Origin of the sequence: Sphingopyxis sp. H053 (assembly GCF_001468225.1) — a bacterium.
Classification (GTDB): Bacteria; Pseudomonadota; Alphaproteobacteria; order Sphingomonadales; family Sphingomonadaceae; genus Sphingopyxis.
In genome coordinates, this window is the sequence record NZ_LNRU01000007.1 from 79,989 (window position 1) to 99,739 (window position 19,751).

Genomic DNA, 19,751 nt, shown 5'->3' on the forward strand with positions numbered 1-19,751 from the left:
CGCTCGACACGAACGGAGATTGTTATGGCTGAGGTTCACCATGTCATCATCGTTGGCGGCGGACCCGCGGGCATGGTCGCGGGCCTGTTGCTTGCGCGCGCCGGGGTTCCCGTCACTATCCTCGAAAAACACGCCGATTTCCTCCGCGATTTCCGCGGCGACACCGTGCATCCCTCGACGCTCGAACTGTTTCACGAGATCGGTCTGCTCGAAGAGCTGCTCAAGGAACCGCACGCTGCCATCGATACGATGACGCTCAACCTGCTCGGCGGGCGCTATACGATCGCGACGATGAAACATCTGCCCGTCGCGGCGCGCTTCGTGGCGATGATGCCGCAATGGGATCTGCTCGATTTTATCGCGGGGAAGGGCCGGAAATATCCGACCTTCGATCTGCGCATGTCGACCGAGGCGACTGGGCTCACCTATGACGCAAACGGCCGCGTCAGCGGCGTGACGCTGGCGAGTGGCGCGACCCTGCCCGCGCGGCTCGTTATCGCCGCCGACGGGCGTCGTTCGGTGCTGCGCGATGCCGCGCAATTGCCGCTCGAAGATCTGGGCGCGCCGATGGACGTGCTGTGGTTCCGCATCCCCGTTCCCGCAGGCATGGACATGTCCGAAGTCGCGCTCGGCACGATCGACAAGGGCGGCATGGTCGTCGCGATCCCGCGCGGCGACTATTGGCAATGCGCGCAGATCATCGAAAAGGGCGCCTTCGCGCCGATCCAAGCGCGCGGGATCGCGGCCTTTCGCGACAAGATCGTTGCAATCGCTCCCGGTCTCGCCGCCGGGATCGACGCGATCCAGAGCTTCGACGATGTCAAACTGCTCTCGGTCGCGCTCGATCGTCTCACGCGCTGGTCGCGCCCCGGGCTGCTCGCGATCGGCGACGCCGCGCACGCGATGTCGCCCGTCGGCGGCGTCGGGATCAACCTCGCGGTGCAGGATGCCGTTGCGACCGCGAATATCCTCGCCTCGCCGCTTGCGGCTGGCGCCAATCCCGATCCGCTGCTCGCCAAGGTGCAGGACCGCCGCTGGGCGCCAACGACGCGCATGCAGACGATCCAGCGTTTTGCGCATCAGAATATCATCGAACCGATGCTGCGCGGCGAAATCACGCGCGTCCCGCTCGCGGTCCGATTGCTGGACCGTTTCCCGCTGCTCCGCCGCATCCCCGGCCGCGTCCTCGGCCTCGGCTTCGGCCGCCAGCATGTCCAATCCCCGCTTGCGAAAGAGTTTCAATGACCAAAGCCTATGACGCCCTGATTATCGGCGCCGGCCACAACGGCCTCGTCTGCGCCTTCTATCTCGCCAAGGCGGGGCTGAAGGTGCGCATCGTCGAGGCGCGCGACGTCGTCGGCGGCGCCGCGGTGACCGAGGAGTTCGCGCCGGGGTTCCGCAATTCGGTCGCGAGCTACACGGTCAGCCTGCTTCAGCCTAAGGTCATCGCCGACATGAAGCTGGCCGATCATGGCTACCGCGTCATCGAGCGGCCGATCAGCAATTTCCTGCCGCAGGAAGATGGCGGCTATCTGAAACTCGGCGGCGGGCTCGAACGCACGCAAAAGGAATTTGCGCGTTTCTCGGCGCACGACGCCGCGCGCCTCCCCGAATATTACGACATGCTCGAGGGCGTGGCCGATGTGCTGCGCGACCTCGCATTGAAATCGCCGCCGAATGTCGGCGACGGCTTCAAGACGTTGCTCGACGCCGCGCGGCAGGGGCGCGGCCTCACCAAACTCAGCCTGTCGCAGCAGCGCGACGTGCTCGAACTCTTCACCAAGTCGGCGCGCACCTTCCTCGACAGCTGGTTCGAAAGCGAAGCGGTCAAGGCGGCTTTCGGTTTCGATGCGGTCGTCGGCAACTACGCCAGCCCCGATACGCCGGGCAGCGCTTACGTTCTCCTCCACCATGTCTTCGGCGAGGTGAACGGCAAGAAGGGCGCGTGGGGCCACAGCGTCGGCGGCATGGGCGCGATTACCCAGATGATGGCGAAGGTGTGCACCCAGCTCGGCGTCGAGATCAGCCTCGAAGCGCCCGTCGCGCGCGTATTGGTCGATGGAAACAAGGCCGTCGGGGTCAAGCTGGTCAGCGGCGAGGAAATCGTCGCGGCGCGCGTCATCGCCAATGTCGGGCCCAAGCTGCTTTACGAACGGATGTTCGACGAGGGCGATATCGCGCCCGAGTTCCGCCGCCGGATCAAGGCGTTCAAGGCGGGCAGCGGCACCTTCCGCATGAATGTCGCGCTCAGCGAGTTGCCGCGCTTCACCTGTCTTCCCGAACCGGGCGAGCATCATCAGTCGGGGATCATTCTCGCCCCGACGCTCGACTATATGGACCGCGCCTTCCTCGACGCGAAGCAGTACGGCTGGTCGAAGAAGCCGATCGTCGAAATGCTCATCCCGTCGACCGTCGACGACAGCCTCGCGCCGCCGGGGCAGCATGTCGCCAGCCTCTTCTGCCAGCAATTCGCGCCCGAGCTTCCAGACGGACGCGACTGGGACGCCGAGGAGGGGAAGGCCGCCGATACGATCATCGACACGGTCGAGGCTTATGCCCCCGGCTTTCGCGCCTCGATCGTCGGGCGCCAGATCCTCAGCCCCAAGGGGCTCGAGCGCAAGTTCGGGCTGGTCGGCGGCGACATCATGCACGGCAATATGAGCCTCGACCAGCTATGGTCGGCACGCCCCGTGCTCGGCAACGGCGCCTATCGCGGGCCGGTGAAGGGCCTTTATATGTGCGGCGCGGGCACGCATCCCGGCGGCGGGGTCACCGGCGCGCCGGGGCATAATGCGGCGCAGGTGATCCTACGCGACCGGGGTTTCTTCGCTCCCCGATGGCGTTGAGGCTGGCGCCGATCCGCGCGTCCACCAATAGAGCGGCAGCCCCGCGACCATCAGGATCAGGCTCATCGCGCTGACGTTCAGCCCGGCGCCCCACAGCGTCCAGACCGAATAGGCGAGGCCGATCAGGGCGACCGGTATCGCCACGCGCAGGCGCAGCGCGGCGGCGGCGCAGGAGAGGTAGAGCCAGAGCGTCACCGAGGTCGACAAGATGGCCATGAAGGTGAACATCTCCGCGGTCGATTTGTTGCTGTTCAGCACGACGCACGCGGTCGCGAGGCCGCTCGCGATCAGCAGCGCGGCAACGGGCGTACCGTGGCGGTTGGTGCGCGCGAACCATGCGGGGAACAGGCCCTGGCGTGCGAGCGTTGCCGGCAGCTCGGCCTGGATCAGTGTGAAGCCGTTCAAGGCCCCGATCGCGCTGATCGCGGCAAAGGCGGCGATGAACAGCGCCGGCCCGTGCCCCCAATAGGTTTCGGCGAACAGGGCGAACGGCGCGTCGGACGTCGCGACCTTGTCCGCCGGCAGCATCAGCGCGACCGCCGAACAGACGATCAGGTAGAGGATGCCCGTCGCCAGCGTGCCGATGATCGTCGCGCGCGGGATGGTGACGACCGGATCCTTGACCTTGTCGGTCGCGACGCTCGCCGATTCAAAACCAAGCAGCGCCCACAAAGTGAGGATCGCCGATCCGCTGACCGCGGTCAGCGACAGTCCCTCGGCCGGAAAGGGTGTCGTGACGACGGGGGTCTCGCTGCCGAATGCGATCGGTATCAGGACGATTACGGTCAGCAGCGGGATCAGCTTAATGAGCAGGGTCACGATCTGGAAACGCCCCGCCGCGCGCGCGCCGCGCCAGTTGATCGCGGTGACGATCCAGATCAGCGCGAGCGTCGAGAGCGCCATATGGTCGCCGAGCGCTGGCGCGAAGAGGCTGAGAAAGCTGACCGCGGCGACCGCGAGCGTCACATTGGCGGTCCACACCGACACCCAATAGGCCCAGCCGATCATGAAGCTGGGAATGCGCCCGAAGGCGAGCTGGACGAAGGCGGTCGGCCCGCTCGCGTGCGGAAAGGCGACGGTCAGCCGCGCCAAAACCACCGCGAGCGCAAGCGCGCCGGCGATCGTGATGACCCACCCTGCGACGCCGTTCCACCCGAACGGGGCAAGGCTGGCGGGGAGGAGGAACACCCCCGATCCGATCATATTGCCCATGACGAGCGCGACGCACATTGCAAGGCCGAGCTTTTGGGCGGGCCTGACGCCTGCGGTCATCTCTTCTGCCATGCGAAGCTGGTTCCCATCCTCTATCCCCGATCGCGATCGACCCGGGTGCCGATACCGTCCGATCGGGGTCTGTTCGTCCATCCCCCGCGTGGGGGATAGAGCCGAGGGGCGGCGCGATGCGCGTTGCGCCGTCCCCTCAATGGGCCGCTCAGAAGTCCTTGCTCACCTTGATGCCGATCAGGCGTGGGCGGATGACATTGTCATAGAAGACCCCGCCGCCCGGGGTCAGGCCATCGCCGTCGCCGCACACCGTCTCGCCGCACTGGACCGCGCTGTTGATCACGCCGCGGCTGTCGAACAGGTTCGTTGCGAACAGTTCGGCATCCCAGCCCTCTCCCTTCACCCCGATGCTGAAATCGGCGGTCGTATAGGCTTTGAAATTGCCGACGATGTCATTTTCAAGCGTGCGAAGATCGGACCGCCTTTTGCCGATATGGTTGACCGCGAACTGGACGTGGCCGTCGAGGCCGCTGATCGGGAATTCATAGCGCGCGACGGCATTGCCCTTGAACTTCGCGGTGACCGGAAGGCGCGATCCCGACGGCGCGAGCAGGCTGTTGTCCGTTGTCGTGCAATCGAAATCGGCATTGGCGATGGCGCAGAAATCGCGGCGGATCGTCGCGTCGTTATAGCTGGCGCCCATCCCGAGCGAGAAGCCGCCCGAACGATAGCTGACGTCGGCTTCGACCCCGCGGATCCGCGCGATGCCGGCGTTGCGCACTTCGCTCAGCCCGTTGGCGCCGAGGAAGGACAGCTGGATATTTTTCCAATCCTGCTGATACACCGCGCCGTTGAACCGAACCGGACCGAAGCTGGTCTTCCACCCGAGCTCGTAATTGTCGAGCGTGTCGGAGCCATAGGGCGGCAGCGAGCCGCGCCGGTTGATGCCGCCGGGACGGAAGCCGCGAGACCAGGTCGCATACATCATCACATCGTCGGTGAACTTGTACGTCAGGTTCAGCTTGTGGATGAAGTCGGTCTTCTTCGTCCTTTTGTCGAGGTTCGTGCAAGGCGATCCGTCGACAACCGCCGGTCCCTGGCACGCGTAGACCGGATTGCTGCTGTAGCCGGGGTTGCTGTAGCCGAAGAAGCCGACGAGGCTGTTGTCGAACTTGTACAGGCGGCCGCCGCCGGTCAGCGTCAATTTGTCGGTGATATCGAAGCTGAGCTCGCCGAACGCCGCATAGTCGCGGTCGACGCGCAGCTGCTTGGTCAGCCAGATATTGTCGACGGTGCCCGGGACCTGCAGATCGTCGGACAGATTGTCGATGATATAATGCTGCTCGATATTGTGCGACTGGCGCTGATAGAACAGCCCGCCGATGAAGCGGATGCGCGCGTCGGCGGGCGAGGCGACGCGGATTTCGCCGAAGTTGCGGCGATAGCGGTCGATGCCCTGAATATACTGGTTCGGGCTGATCTGGTCGCCGGCATTGTCGTAAAGATAGACCGCCGATCCAAAGAGCGCGTCGTAGAAATAGGCGTAATCCGAATAGTCGCTGTCGGTCAGCGTCTTGCGGCGCAGATGCCCGCCGGTGACGGTCAGGTCCCAATTGCCGATCTTGCCCTCGATCGTCAGCGCGGCCTGGATCCATTTATCGTCGCTGCGTTCGGGGTTGTACTGCACCGTCTGCAGGCTGCGCGTTACCGCCGACGAGCGTTCCTGCGCGAAGCTGCCATTCGCTTTCTGGATCTGGCCCATCAGCGTCGGGCGGATCGTCCAGTCGTCGTCGAGTTCGATGCCGAGCGCGAGGCGCGCGCCATAGGTGTCGACGGTGTTATAGTCCTTTTCGACCAGATCGGCGTTGTTCTGCGTGATGTCGTCGCCGGGAAGGTTGATGACCGTGTCATTCTCGCCGTCGCCGTCGGTGTCGGTGTTCTGGCTGATCGGATAGACGCGCGTCCCCGCGATATTGTCGATATAGCCCGCATCGTGCCGATACCAGCCGACGAGGCGGAGCGCCGCGCGATCGCTGATCCGGGCGTTGATGAAGCCCTCGGCAACGCCGCCGATGCCGCCGCGCGTCACGCTGTTGAGTTCGAGCCCGACCGAGCCATAGGTGCCGCTGGTATCGGGCTTGTTGGTGACCAGCTTGATTGTGCCCGCCATCGAGCTCGCGCCATAGAGCGTGCCCTGCGGCCCCGCGAGCGCCTCGACGCGCGCAAGATCATAGGCGTGGATGTCGAGCGCGCCCTGGATGGTCGTGATCGGCATTTCGTCGAGGTAAGTGCCGACGGTCGGCAGCGAGGTTGAGTGGTTAGCGTTCTCGCCCGACGCGACGCCGCGGAAATAGACCTGGCTGAACCCCGGCGCGAGCGTCTGGATCGTCACCGACGGCAGGAATTTGACGACGTCCTGGAATTCCTTGACCTGCAGCTCGTCGAGCCGCTCGGTCCCGATCGCGGTGATCGCGAGCGGCACGTCCTGCAGATTTTCTTCGCGCTTCGACGCGGTGACGACGATATCGCGGTCGTCGTTGGTGTTGTTTTGCTGGGCCAGCGCGGTTCCCGATGTGCACAGGATCGTGCTGCCGAGCAGGAACGCGCCGCTTTTGGTCAATACTGCCGATAGTTTCCGCATGGAATCCCCCTCACATGACAGCCATGTGACGGAGCATGACGCACCGCCGCGCAAGCGCAAGCATTGTTGGCGGGGCGGTGCGGTCGTTGGTCGAAAATGTCGTCGGCTGTTGCCGAAAGGCAACGTTTTGTCGCGTGGGCCTAGCCGAAATCGGCGGGAATAGCGGGATAGGCGCCCAGCACGGGGCCGAGCGCCTGCTTCAGCGGATCGAGCCATTTTCCATAGGGTTGCCATTGCCCAACGCCGTCGCGATTGATCGGTTTGCGCACCTGTTCGCTCGACGCCGTGCGCACGGCGCGCGCATTGGAGTGGAACGCCATGCAGGCGGCTTCGAAGGGCTGGTTCAGAAAGGCGAGCATGGCGCGAACCTCGGTTTCGGGGGCATCGAGCAGCGCCTCGTGGATCACGCGGTGGACGCGGCCGGGCTGGACCGCGTCGATATGCGCCATCAGGCGGACATAATCGCGGTAATAGCCGCCGACGTCGGCGAGGCCGTAACTGAACGCCTGCCCCTTCGCATAATGCTGACGGAAGTTCGAAAAGCAGCAGTCGAGCGGATGCCGCCGCGCGTCGATGATCTTCGCATTCGGCAGGATCAGGCGGATGAAAGCGGTGTAGAGCCAGTTGTTCGGCAGCTTGTCGATATAGAAGGGCTTGTCGGTCTTGCGCTGCACCGCGGTGCGCTGGAGGAAGGCGGCGCCCAGCTCAGCGAGCCGTTCGCGCGGCGTCTCGGCCAGCGCCTCGATCCAGCGGCGGCCGTCGTCATACGCCTCGCGGCCGAGGCCGAGCGCGAGCGCGGGGATGTCGGGCAGTTCCATCGTGCCTTCGATCGCCGAATGGCAGCTAAGGATCTGTTCGATCAGCGTCGATCCGGCGCGCGGCATGCCGAGGATGAAGATCGGGTCGGGCGCCGGATCGCCCGCGTCGGCACGCGCGGCGAAGAATTCGAGGGTGCAGGCGGCGATGATCGCGTCGACCGCCGCGCTCGTTTCGGCGGCGCGATAGCCGAGCTGGTCGGAGCGGATCGCGTTGCCCGCGGCATAATGGCGAAACGCGGGCTCATGTTCGGCGGCATCGTCATACGCCTTGCCGAGCGCGAAATGCAGGTGCAGCCGGTCGTCGGCGCGGGCATCGCTGTCGGGCTCGGCCGCTACCAGCGCCGCTTCCATCGCGGCACGGTCCTCCGCGTCGAAACGGATCGTCTTGAGGTTCGCGAGGCTCCACCAGATTTCGCCGAGCCCCGGATCGGCGGCAAGCGCGCGGCGATAGGCGGCGATGCTGTCGTCCTGCCGCCCCACGGTCTTGAGCATATGACCATAGCTCATCCACAGCTTGGCATGATCGGGGAAACGGCGCGTCAGCTCTTCATAAAGCGCGAGCGCCTCGTCATAGCCGCCGATGCGGCCAAGCGCTGCGGCGCGCAAATTCGCGTGCGCGGGGTTGTCGGGATCGTCGCCGAGCACCGCATCGAGCGTCTCGGCGGCGTCGGCGAAGCGGTTCTGCTTGTAATAGACGGTCGCGAGATTGGCGCGCGCGGCGCCGAAACCGGGCGCAAGCTGCAGCGCGCGCGACAGCAATTTTTCGGCGTCCTCATAACGTCCGATCCGGCCCGCCACCTCGGCGAGCATGCGGATCGCCGCGACATCGGTCGCATCTTCGCGGAGCCGCTGGCGCAGCGCCCCCTCGGCATCGGGCAGCCGGTCCTCGGCGAGCGCGAGCGCGGCGTCGACCATCGCTTCATCGTGGATCGTTGCGGTCACCGCGGCGAGCGATGCCGCTTGGGCTTCCGCCTCGCGGTTCAACGTCCGCAGCGCATGCGCGGCAAGCCGGTGCGCCGCCGCCGATGTCGGGACCGCCTCGATGATCGCCTGCGCCTGCGCCAGCGCGGCGCCGGGCTCGCCGTTCAGCAGGCGGCGGACGTTGGCGAGCGCTTCATCGTGCGAGACGGTCGCGGTCATCGCGAAAATTTCGTCATTCCCGCGAAGGCGGGAATCCCGCTCTGCGGCCGGGCACCCTTCACCGAAGCTCGATTGCGAAACGACAGGAAGAAGCGGGATTCCCGCCTGCGCGGGAATGACGAGGAGGGAAATTCCGGCACCTTGTCGATCATTTCCCCCTCGATCTCCCTCAGCTTTTCGCCGCGCGGGCTTTCGCGACGGCCTGCTTCAACGCGTCGTAGCCGATCTGCCCCTGGAACAGCTGGTTGCCGACGATCCAGGTCGGGGTGGCGTTGAGCTGCAACTGGGTCGCGATCGCGAGGTTGCTGTCGAGTTCGCGCTGGAACAACGCCTCGTTCGCGGTCGCATCGGCGGTGCCGTCGGTGACGACGCCGACCTTTTCGGCGGCCGCGGCGATTGCCGCCTTGTCGAGCGAGCCCGCCGCGAACATCGCGTGGTGGAAGGCGTCATATTTGCCCTGCCGCGCCGCGGCGAGCGCCATGATCGCGGCGTCGCGGCTTTGCGGCGCGATGATCGGCAGTTCGCGGAACACGACCTTCAGCCTTTTGTCCTCGCGGATCAGCCGGTCGACGTCGGGCACGCTCGCGCGGCAGAAACCGCACGCATAGTCGGTGAACACCACCAGCGTCACATCGCCGTCGGCATTGCCCGCCCACGCCCCGGCATAGGGTTTTTCGAGCGCGGGGCGGATCGCGTCGATCGCCTTGGCGATTTCGCCATTGCGCTGCGCTTCGAGCGCCGCGGGAATGATCTGCGGGTTCGCCTTGATATAATCGGCGACGATCGTTTCGACCTCGCTCTTGCTCATCCCGCCGCCGAAGCGGCCGCCGAGCCAGAAGACGATGGCGAGGAGCAATATGCCGCCAAGCGCCAAACCCCATGTGCGCGTTGAAACGCCGTCCATTCCCGTCCCCTTCACCTGCGGCAAGCCCTGCGCCGGCATCGCCTTGGCATTCGCGGTCTTTTTCATTGGCGGCGCAATCGGCGAGCGATCGTCGCCTTCCATCGCGCTCGCCGCCGGTGCGGGCTTCGCGACAGCCGGAATCGCGGCGTCGCCGGCGAACAGCGGCAAGTCGGGCGCGGCAGGTGCGTTCGCCTGCGCGGCAGCGGCTTCCTCGCGCGCGAGCAATTGTTCGAGCCCCGAGGGCGGCGGCGCCAGCTCCTCGCGCGGCGCGGGGCGGAGCTTGCTTGCGGCATCGCCGATGCCGTCGCGAAGACTTTCGCCACTCGCCTTGGCGATGTCGACAACGCCCGCCTTGGTCTTGCCCGCGACTTCGCCGAGCCCGCGCCCGGCCTCGCTCGATAGCTTCCGGGCCTTGTCGCCGAGCGCCATCTTCTCCCACGCCTCGCCGCTCGCCTTGGCGGCGGCGCGGCCGGCCTGCGCCGATCCGCGCCCCGCCGCGCGCGCGGCGCGCGCGGTCAGCGCACCCGTCTTTGCCGCGAGTGCGCGTGAGCGGCGCGGAATTTCCATCGCTTCGACGCGCGCCGGAATGTCGGCGCGGTCGCCGACACGGATCGTCCAGTCGGCAAAGGCTTCGGCGCCGCGCTGGATACGGTCCCACAGGTTCGCCGCGCCGGCCTTGATCGCCTCGGGCTTCACCAGCGGATCGCGCGGCTTTTCGGGGGCGCTGTATCGCGCAAGGTCGATGCCGACCGGAGGCTCGTCCTTCGGCTTCGCCAATCCTTCGCCCGGCGCTGGCGCACCGCCCGTCGGCGTCGGCGCGGGGTCGCGCAGCCATGGCTGGTAATAATCGTCTTTTTTGTCAGTCACTTATCGCCCTCGAGCATCACGGAAATGCGACGCGTCGCCCCTGTCTTCACCCGAAACTAACGCCGTTTGCGCTCGCGTTCCACCTCGGCGCGAGCCACCAACGAAATATCCTGTGCACGGATCCAGTCGGGCGAGCCTTGGGGCAAACCCTGCATCGCCATTTCGGCATTACGCAGCGCAAGCCCCGACTGTCCACCCTCAAGACTGTAGCGTTCGGCCGAGGCGAGCGCCGCGCGCGCCTGATCGCCCTTGTTCGCATAGACGATTCCGAGCTGATACCAGGCGAACGGGTTCTGATTGTCGAGCGCGACCGCGGTTTTCAGCACCTCTTCGGCTTCGGCATAATTCGCCGGATCTTCGGTCGCGATCAGTGCATGGCCCAGCGTCGCGCTGATCAACGGCTGCGACCGCGAGTTGGTGACGGCTTTGCGAAGCGCCGGGATTGCTTCCTTCGGGCGCCCCGATTCGAGCAGCACCTGACCTTCGAGTTCGAGGAAATAGGGGTCGCTGGGATTGGTCGCGAGCAGACCCTCGACTTCGGTCAGCGCCTTTTGCGGATAGGCGCTTTTGTGCCACGCATAGGCGCGGGCATAGCGCGCCGGAATGCTGCTGTTGCTTTCGGGGAATTTGCGCAGCGTCCGCTCGGGCTCGGCCATATAGCCCGACAGCTTCGCCTTGATGCGCTGGAAGCGCGCCTCGATTTTCGGGTCGGCGGGCTTTTCCCATGCCGGATCGATGACATAGACTTCGCGCAGCGTCTGGATGCGGTCGCCCGACATCGGGTGGGTGCGGCCATAGGCCTGATCGTCGTCCTGCTTGACCCCGTAGCGGAATTCGAGATTCTGCAGTTTCTTGAAAAAGGCGAGGCTGCCGCGGCCGCTGATCCCGGCCTTCGACAGATATTGCGCGCCCGCGGCGTCGGCGGTCGATTCCTGGACGCGGCTGAACGCGAGGAACTTGCCGAGCGCGGCCTGCTGGCCCGCCATCATGACGCCCATGCCGGCCTCGCCCGCGCCCGCCGCGATCGCCGCGGCGCCGAGCAAAAGGCTGAGCAGCGAGATGCCTGTTGCGGTCTTGGCGCCTTCGTTGACCCGGATCGCGTGGCCGCCCATCACATGGCCGAGTTCGTGCGCGAGCACGCCCTGCACCTCTTCGGCGCTGTCGGCGGCCTCGATCAGCCCGCTGAAGACATAGATGTCCTGACTGCCGGCGACAAAGGCGTTGATGCTGCGGTCGCCGAGCAGGTGCACACGCACCTGTCCGGGCCTGAGCCCCGCGGCGACGAGCAGCGGGTCCATCATGTCCTGGAACAAAGCTTCGGTTTCGGCGTCGCGCAGGATCGACTGCGCCGCTGCCGGGCGCAGCGCGATGGCGAACATTGCAAGCAATGTCAGCGCGATACGGAAAAGGGAGCGCAGACTGTGCGCCCCGAACGCGGGCTGCGGCGGGAAAGCGGTCATCCCCGCCTCTCTTGCGCCGCGCGCCTGAACCCCGAGTGAAGCCATGCGGGCTTATTGGGGATCAGTGCGCGCGGACGCAAGGTCAGCTTGCAATTTCTACGACGGGTGGCCGCGCGTTTGAGAATCAGGAGCGGTCTGCGAAGTCCGCGTGCCCCCGCGAAGGCGGGGGCCCATCACCGGTGGGTGCTATTTCGAGCCATCAGGAGATGGGTCCCCGCCTTCGCGGGGACACACGGCATCTTACTCAGTGCTGGGCATCAATTGCCAAACGTACGCTGCCACCAGCCGCGGCGCGGTTCGCCGTCGGGGCCTTCGCCCTCGCCGTCGGCATCGGCCGCAACCGGTTCGGCTTCGCCGGCGGTCGCGGGCTGTGCTGCCGCCTCGGCGGCGACGGCCTTTTTCGCGCGGCTCGCACGCTTCTTGGGTGCGGGCTTGGCGGCTTCGGCTTCCGCTTCCGCTTCAACCGGAGCTTCGGCAGCGGGTGCTTCGACGGCGGGCGCTTCGACGGTCGGCGCCTCGGCGGCATCCGCAGCCTCGGCTTCGGCGGCCGCAGCAGCCTTGGTCTTGCGCGGCGCGCGCTTGCGCTTCGGTTTTTCCTCGGCGATCGGCGCTTCTTCGGCAACCGGTTCGGCGGCTTCGACCGTCTCTACCGGAGCGACTTCAGCTTCGACCGCAGCGTCGTCGGTCGTCTCCACCGCATCGGCCTTCTTGCGGCCGCGTCCGCCACGGCGGCGGCGCGGTTTGGCTTCGGCTTCGGCTTCCTCGGCATCCACGTCGGGGGCAGCCTCGACGGCTTCGGCCGGTGCGGTCTCGCCTTCGTCGGCCTCGGCGCTGTCGCCATCGCGATCGTCGCCGCCTTCGCCGCCCTCGGCGATTTCATTGCCTTCGTCGTCGCGGCGACCGCGGCGGCCACGGCGGCGGCGGCGGCGGCGCTTGCGGCCTTCGCCGTCGGCATCGCCTTCCTCGCGGTCGCGCGTACCTTCTTCGCGGTCACGCGAACGCGCCGGACGCTCTTCGGCGGCCTCTTCTTCGGCTTCTTCTTCCTCGTCGTCGGGATAGTCTTCGTCGTCGTCATCTTCGATCGGTGCGATCGGGGCGAAGCTGCGGCGCGCGATCGGCGGCGGACCGCTGACCTCGACCGCCATGCGCGCGCCTTCGGTCTCGCCGTCGGGCAGGATTTCGACCGTCACGCCGTAAAGCTCTTCGATCTCGCGCAGTTCGCGGCGCTTTTCGTTGAGGAGGTAGAAGGTCGCTTCCTGGCTGGCGCGCAGAGTGATCTTATTGCCCTTGCCGCGTGCGGCTTCCTCTTCGATCAGGCGCAGCGCGCTGAGCCCCGCCGACGAGGCGGTACGGACGAGGCCGGTGCCTTCGCAATGCGGGCAGGGGCGCGTCGATGCTTCGAGCACGCCGGTGCGCAGGCGCTGGCGGCTCATCTCCATCAGGCCAAAGCCCGAGATGCGACCGACCTGGATGCGCGCGCGGTCGTTCTTGAGCGCATCCTTCATCGCGCGCTCGACCTTGCGGACGTTCGAGCCATGATCCATGTCGATAAAGTCGATCACGACAAGCCCGGCCATGTCGCGCAGGCGCAGCTGGCGCGCGATTTCGGCCGCGGCTTCCAGGTTGGTGCTGAGCGCGGTCTGCTCGATATTATGCTCGCGCGTCGAGCGGCCCGAGTTGATGTCGATCGACACCAAGGCCTCGGTCGGGTTGATGACCAGATAGCCGCCCGATTTCAGCTGGACGACGGGATTGAGCATCCCCGCGAGCTGATCCTCGACGCCGTAGCGCTGATAGAGCGACACGGGGTCGGCATATTGCTTCACGCGCCGCGCGTGGCTGGGCATCAACAGCTTCATGAACTGCTTCGCAGCCTTGTAGCCGTCGTCGCCCTCGACGAGCACTTCCTCGATGTCTTTATGATAGATGTCGCGGATCGCGCGCTTCACCAGGTCGCTGTCCGAATGGATCAGCGCCGGTGCCGAGCTGCCCAGCGTATTTTCGCGGATCTCGTCCCACAGGCGCGCGAGATAGTCGAAGTCGCGTTTGATCTCGACCTTGGTGCGGCTCATCCCTGCGGTGCGGACGATGCAGCCCATCGTCGGCGGCAGCGCGAGCTCGTCGATCATCGCCTTCAGCTTGCGGCGATCGGCGCCGTTCGAAATCTTCCGGCTGATGCCGCCACCGTGCATCGTGTTCGGCATCAGCACGCAATAACGGCCGGCGAGCGACAAATAGGTGGTGAGCGCGGCGCCCTTGTTGCCGCGTTCTTCCTTGACGACCTGGACCAGCATCACCTGACGGCGACGGATAACGTCCTGGATCTTGTAACGGCGGCGCAGCGACATACGGTTCTCGCCGTCTTCGTCGTCGCCCCGGCGGCTGCGTCCGCGGCCGCCCTTGCGATTGTTGTTTCCGCGTCCGCGCCCGCGGCCCCGGCGATCGCCGCGGCCATCCTTATTTTCTTCGGAGCCCTCGGCGCCCTCTTGGGCGTCGCCATTTTCGGCATCGCCATGGTCGTCGCGATCATCATGGTCATCGTGCCCATCGTCGTGATCGTCACGGTCATCGTCGCGATCGGCGCGATTGTCGCCATTATCGTCTTCGTCGTGATATTCGACGTCGGCGACATCGCCTTCGAGCTCGTCGAGGTCTTCCTCGGCGCGCTGCGCCGCAGCGGCGGCGTGCTCGGCCTCTTCGCGCAGCAGCGCGTCGCGGTCTTCCTTCGGAATCTGGTAATAATCGGGGTGGATTTCGCTGAACGCGAGGAAGCCGTGGCGATTGCCGCCATATTCGACGAACGCCGCCTGAAGTGACGGTTCGACACGGGTAACCTTGGCCAGATAGATATTGCCCTTGAGCTGCTTGTGCTCGGCGGACTCGAAATCAAACTCCTCGATTCGGTTGCCCTTGGTGACGGCGACCCGGGTTTCTTCCCGGTGCCGCGCGTCGATCAACATGCGCGTGGTCATTAGATACACTCCAAGCGCGCCTCAGCGCGCCATCAAAAAATCCCGCGAACCTGCCCGAGGGCGGGCCGCGGCGGATACGGGTGAAAAGAAAAAAGACGTTATTGCCGAAAGGAGCCTGCGTCCGGTCCTGGACGCGCATGCGGTCTTCAAATCCGGCGACGGCCGGGGCGAAAGCGCCCGCGTCGCGGAGTGAAGAGGGCATGGCAAGCCTCATGCGGCATCAACCTGTTACGGGATGAGCGGGCGGGCAGGGCGGGCGTGATGCGCACGCCCCGACTGTCCGGTCAACCGGGTGGACTGGCGGCAGGTCGCCCTTCCCCGTAAGTCCGGCGCCAAGGCGGCCATGTTCCGCATATTCGCGGAGCAGGCCCTCCCCTCAAAAGGCCGGACGGCACCGGGAACGACACCGTCAGTGAGGGCGTGCTAGCATCGGCATGTGCCGACGGCAACCACAACCACCGTACAAAGATAGGATGGCGCCGGGGTGTTGCAATTATGCACGCCGTATCAAACGTCATTATTCGGCAGTTAACCGGCCTTTCACGCCTCACGGCTAACGATATCTTCACCATGTTTTGCGGCCGGGGGCGCCATGTTTCGAATAAGCGCTGGACCATCGCGCGCATCGGGCGGCATAGACGCCCCATGAGCCCGCTGCTCGTCCTGCTTGGCATGATTGCGACCCCGGCGCCGGCGCTGACGGGGCAGGCGGACGCGAGCCCGATCGGCGATTCGGTAAACCGGTTCGAACGCACATCGCGCGGCCTGCGCCCCCAATTGCAGTCGCCCGCCCAGTTCCGCGCCAAACGGCCGGAAAAACGTTACAGCGTCACCGTCCCGATCGGCAAACCGAAGCCTTCGGTGGCGCTGCCGCGCATCGAGGGGCCGGCGAACAGCCGCCTGCCGCTCGTCGTGATCGACGCGGGGCACGGCGGGCACGACCCCGGCGCAATCAGCCCGCACAGCGGCAAGCGCGAAAAGGACATTACCCTCGCGCTCGCGCGTGCGATCCGCGACGACCTGCTCGCCTCGGGCCGCGTGCGCGTTGCGCTGACGCGCGCGGACGACCGTTTCCTGGTGCTCGAGGAGCGCTATGGCATCGCGCGGCGGCTGAAGGCCGACCTGTTCATCTCGGTCCACGCCGATGCCGCCGAGAATCAGCAGGCCAGCGGTGCGTCGATCTACACGCTGTCCGAGGTCGCCTCCGACCGCGAGGCGGCGCGGCTTGCGGCACGCGAGAACAAGGCGAATGTCATCAATGGCGTCGATCTGGGCGCACACAGCGGCGATGTGTCGGCGATCCTGCTCGACCTCACCCAGCGCGAAACGATGAATGTCGCGTCGGATTTCGCGCGGCTGCTCCAGCGCGAGGCGTCGGGCGACGTCAAATTCCGCACCACAGCGCACCGCTTCGCCTCGTTCATCGTGCTGAAGGCGCCCGACACGCCGTCGGTCCTGTTCGAAACGGGCTTCATCTCGAATAAGGAGGATAGCGAATTCCTCGCCTCGCCCGCGGGCCAGAAAAAGGTCGCGCGCGGGGTGCGCGACGCGGTGCAGATCCATTTCGCGCGGCGGATCACGGCACGTTGAGCGACGCTTCGCGCCAATTGGTAGGTTGGCGTCGATGTCTGTTGCGGGGTGGGGAGTCGCGACCCCCTCTCGTCATCCCGGGCTTGACCCGGGATCCCGCTTTTTGGAGCATCGACCAGCTTGGGTTTCAAGCGGGACCCCGGATCAAGTCCGGGGTGACGATGAAAGAGAAGGTCCGCGACTGCTAAAATATAGTCTTGACTAACTTTGTTGCGGCGCACAGCTTCGACGTGCTCGCTGCGGGAGGGAAGCATGGCGTGGAGCAACTGGTCGGGCAGCGTCACCGCAAGCGGCGAGGTCGCGCGCCCGCAAAGCGAGGATGAGCTGGCGGCGCTCGTTCGCAGCGCGAACCGGCTGCGCGTCGCCGGCGCGGGGCACAGTTTCATGCCGCTCTGCGAATCGGCCGAGCTCATCGTCAGCCTCGACGATATGGCGGGTGCGATCCATATCGCCGCCGACCGCCGGACCGCGCGCATCCCGGCGGGCTGGAGCATCCGCCGGCTGACCGCTGCGCTGTGGGACGAGGGGCTGGCGCTCGCCAACCAGGGCGACGTCAATCCGCAGTCGCTAGCCGGCGCAATGGCGACGGGGACGCATGGCACCGGCGTCGACCTCGGCTCGCTCGCGACTTTTGCACGCGGTTTCCGCCTCGTCGGCGCCGACGGTGAGGCGCATTGGTGTGATGCCGACACCAACGCCGATCTTTATCAGGCGCAGCGTCTGTCGCTGGGGCTGTTCGGCGTGGCGACAGAAATCGAGGTCGCGGTCGTCCCCGCCTTCCACCTCGCCGAACGCATCGAAAAGCGCCGCTGGGCCGAGATTCGCGAAAGCTATGACGAGCTGGCGCAGCGGCACCGCCATATCGAATTCTGGTTCTTTCCGTACAGCGACCATGTGATCCTGAAGACACTCGACCTATGCGACCCGTGCGACCCGCCGCCGAGTACGACCGACATGGAGGAGGCGACCTTTCGCCGCATCCTCGACATTTCGGCGCGGCTGCCGTTCCTCACCCCTTTTCTTCAGCGCCTGATGATGAAAAGCGGCATTTCGGGCCGGCGCCGCGGCCCCGCGCACGCCATTTTCCCGTCCGACCGGACGCTGCGGTTCGAGGAGATGGAATATGAAATGCCGCGCGCCGCCGGGCTTGATACGCTGGACGAAGTCGTCGGCTGGATTCGCAAGAAACGGCTGCCTGTGACCTTTCCCTTCGAATATCGCACCGTTGCTGCCGACGATATCTGGATGAGCCCGATGAACGCCGGGCCGGTCGCCGCGATCTCGATGCACCAATATGCGAAAATGCCCTGGGCGGCCCTTTTCACCGATGCAGAGGCGATCTTTCGCGGCGCCGGTGGGCGCCCGCACTGGGCGAAGCGCCACAGGCTGAGCCGTGCCGACGTCGCGGCGCTTTACCCGATGGCGGCGCGCTATACAGCGGTGCGCCGCGCCGCCGACCCGCACGGCAAATTCCTCAATCCGCATCTGGAGACATTGTTCGCATGACGACCGACCGTGAATTGCACGACCATCTGATCGGCCGGCAGGGTTCGCGCGCCGACCTCAACACGCCGGTGCTTGTCCTCGATGTCGACGCCCTCGACCGCAATATTCAGCGCATGGCCGCGCTCACGGCGCAGCATGGCGTCGCGCTGCGCCCGCATGCCAAGACGCATAAGAGCGTCGACATCGCCAAGCGCCAGCTCGCGGCAGGGGCGGTCGGCGTTTGCTGCGCCAAGATCGGCGAGGCCGAGGTGCTCGCCGAGGGTGGCGTAACCGGCATCCTCATCACCTCGCCCGTCGCCGCTCCCGCCGCGATCGACCGGCTGGCGAAACTCGCGGTCACCGACGATGGGCTGATGGCGGTCGTCGATCATCCGGGCGTTGCGGAGCGCATCGACGCGGCGCTGGCGGCGGCGGGCGCGAAGCTCGACGTGATCATCGACATCGACCCCGGCATCGCGCGCACCGGCGTCGCGTCGGCCGAGGCAGCCGTGGCCTTGGCGAAGACCATCGCCGCATCGCCGCACCTCGAATATCGCGGCGTGCAATTTTACTGCGGGTCGCAGCAGCATATCGAAAGCTACGCCGAGCGCCGCGCCGCGATCGTCGAACGCACCGCCTATCTGCAGGCGGTGATCGCTGCGCTGACCGAAGCCGGTTTCGCGCCCGCGATCATCACCGGGTCGGGCACCGGCACGCACCGGATCGACCTCGAGCTCGGCGTCTTCACCGAATTGCAGGCGGGTTCCTATGTCTTCATGGACAAGCAATATCTCGACTGCGACATCGCCGATGGCGCCGAACCGCCGTTCGAGGTTTCGCTGTCGGTCGACGCGCGCGTCGTCAGCGCGAATCACAGCGGGCTCGTCACGATCGATGCCGGATATAAGTCGCTGTCGACCGATGGCGGGGTCGCTGTGGTGCAGCGCGGGGCGCCCGAAACCGCCTTTTTCGCCTTCATGGGCGACGAGCATGCCGCGCTGATCGCGCCCGAAATCGGAACGCAGCTTGCGCCCGGCGATCCGGTCAGCCTGACCGTGCCGCACTGCGACCCGACGGTGAATCTCTATGATTTCTATCATATCGTCGCGGGCGACACGCTCGTCGACATCTGGCCGGTCAGCGCGCGCGGCCGGGCGCGGTGATCGCCGCCGCCCGCCAGCCGCCGAAGCAGGATCGCGCGCGGCAGACGCAGGGACGCCTGCTCGATGTCGCGGGCGAATTGCTCGCCGAGGTCGGGCTCGAGCGGATTTCGACCAACATGATCGCCGCGCGCGCCGGGCTGACCCCGCCCGCGCTCTATCGTTATTTCGACGACAAATATGCGGTGATCGAGGCGCTCGGGCGGCGGCTGATGGAGCGCCAGAACGCCGTGCTCGAAAGCTGGATCGCGCGTCATGCGCCCGCGGGGGTCGCGGGCATGGCGGATCATATCGGAGATCTCCTGGCCGAAAATGCCGCGGTGACGCGCGCCGAACCGGGGGCGGTGTGGATCTTGCGTGCGCTGCACGCGACTCCGCGTCTCGTGCATGTCCGGCTCGAATCGCATCGCCATGTGACCGGCCGGCTCGCCGATGCCTGTACGCCGCACCTTCCTGGCATCGAGCGCAAAATACTCTGGTCGCGGCTGCGGCTGGCGGTCGAGCTTGGCTTTGCCGCCGACGAAATGCTGTATGAGGAAGACCGCGTTTCGGCGGGCGCGGTGCACGGCGAAGTGGCCGCGATGCTGCGTTCGGCGTTGCTCGACCTGACCCGAAGTGCCTAGTCGCGCACCTCGCCGCAAGCA

General features: G+C 66.1%; 13 protein-coding genes. 6 read left to right on the forward strand and 7 right to left on the reverse strand.

The annotated features are described in order from the left end of the window. The first annotated feature begins 24 nt into the window (after nucleotides 1–24). Nucleotides 25–1,245 carry an FAD-dependent oxidoreductase gene (locus ATE70_RS14825; protein WP_058538676.1) on the forward strand — a complete coding sequence of 407 codons (1,221 nt, stop codon included), beginning with the start codon at nucleotides 25–27 and terminating at the stop codon, nucleotides 1,243–1,245. Next, nucleotides 1,242–2,846 carry a phytoene desaturase family protein gene (locus ATE70_RS14830; protein WP_058538677.1) on the forward strand — a complete coding sequence of 535 codons (1,605 nt, stop codon included), beginning with the start codon at nucleotides 1,242–1,244 and terminating at the stop codon, nucleotides 2,844–2,846. Before ATE70_RS14825 ends, ATE70_RS14830 begins: the two co-directional genes overlap by 4 nt. Here ATE70_RS14830 and ATE70_RS14835 read toward each other — a convergent pair. From ATE70_RS14835 to ATE70_RS14860, 7 genes are all read right to left on the reverse strand, one after another. Continuing rightward, entirely contained in the window at nucleotides 2,808–4,130 is a 1,323-nt protein-coding gene (locus ATE70_RS14835; protein WP_058538678.1) for an amino acid permease, read from the reverse strand. The genes ATE70_RS14830 and ATE70_RS14835 overlap by 39 nt on opposite strands. A 148-nt stretch (nucleotides 4,131–4,278) precedes the next feature. After that, nucleotides 4,279–6,711, reverse strand: a complete 2,433-nt coding sequence (locus ATE70_RS14840) for a TonB-dependent receptor (protein WP_058538679.1) — start codon at nucleotides 6,709–6,711, stop codon at nucleotides 4,279–4,281. Nucleotides 6,712–6,851: 140 nt separating this feature from the next. Beyond that, nucleotides 6,852–8,669: a tetratricopeptide repeat-containing sulfotransferase family protein gene (locus tag ATE70_RS14845; RefSeq protein ID WP_058538680.1), complete on the reverse strand. Its 1,818-nt coding sequence runs from the start codon at nucleotides 8,667–8,669 to the stop codon at nucleotides 6,852–6,854. Then, nucleotides 8,666–8,821, reverse strand: a complete 156-nt coding sequence (locus tag ATE70_RS24875; RefSeq protein WP_156419744.1) for a hypothetical protein — start codon at nucleotides 8,819–8,821, stop codon at nucleotides 8,666–8,668. Before ATE70_RS24875 ends, ATE70_RS14845 begins: the two co-directional genes overlap by 4 nt. 17 nt (nucleotides 8,822–8,838) lie before the next feature. Next, nucleotides 8,839–10,440 carry a DsbA family protein gene (locus ATE70_RS14850; RefSeq protein ID WP_058538681.1) on the reverse strand — a complete coding sequence of 534 codons (1,602 nt, stop codon included), beginning with the start codon at nucleotides 10,438–10,440 and terminating at the stop codon, nucleotides 8,839–8,841. Between the two features lie 56 nt (nucleotides 10,441–10,496). Continuing rightward, nucleotides 10,497–11,900 carry a M48 family metalloprotease gene (locus ATE70_RS14855; protein WP_058538682.1) on the reverse strand — a complete coding sequence of 468 codons (1,404 nt, stop codon included), beginning with the start codon at nucleotides 11,898–11,900 and terminating at the stop codon, nucleotides 10,497–10,499. A 257-nt stretch (nucleotides 11,901–12,157) separates the two neighbouring features. Then, nucleotides 12,158–14,872 carry an Rne/Rng family ribonuclease gene (locus tag ATE70_RS14860; RefSeq protein ID WP_197411468.1) on the reverse strand — a complete coding sequence of 905 codons (2,715 nt, stop codon included), beginning with the start codon at nucleotides 14,870–14,872 and terminating at the stop codon, nucleotides 12,158–12,160. Nucleotides 14,873–15,517: 645 nt separating this feature from the next. On the opposite strand from ATE70_RS14860, the gene ATE70_RS14865 reads away from it, so the two are divergent. From ATE70_RS14865 to ATE70_RS14880, 4 genes are all read left to right on the forward strand, one after another. Beyond that, a complete protein-coding gene (locus ATE70_RS14865) occupies nucleotides 15,518–16,462 on the forward strand; it encodes an N-acetylmuramoyl-L-alanine amidase (RefSeq protein ID WP_231732667.1) in 945 nt (314 codons plus the stop codon). Between the two features lie 252 nt (nucleotides 16,463–16,714). Further along, nucleotides 16,715–17,968, forward strand: a complete 1,254-nt coding sequence (locus ATE70_RS14870) for a D-arabinono-1,4-lactone oxidase (protein ID WP_058538683.1) — start codon at nucleotides 16,715–16,717, stop codon at nucleotides 17,966–17,968. Next, nucleotides 17,965–19,110 (forward strand): DSD1 family PLP-dependent enzyme, encoded by a 1,146-nt coding sequence (locus ATE70_RS14875; RefSeq protein WP_058538684.1) that lies wholly within the window; start codon nucleotides 17,965–17,967, stop codon nucleotides 19,108–19,110. The genes ATE70_RS14870 and ATE70_RS14875 overlap by 4 nt, the downstream gene beginning before the upstream one ends. After that, the gene (locus ATE70_RS14880; protein WP_058538685.1) at nucleotides 19,107–19,730 is read left to right on the forward strand and encodes a TetR/AcrR family transcriptional regulator; all 624 of its coding nucleotides are present in this window, start codon (nucleotides 19,107–19,109) and stop codon (nucleotides 19,728–19,730) included. Before ATE70_RS14875 ends, ATE70_RS14880 begins: the two co-directional genes overlap by 4 nt. Nucleotides 19,731–19,751 lie beyond the last annotated feature (21 nt).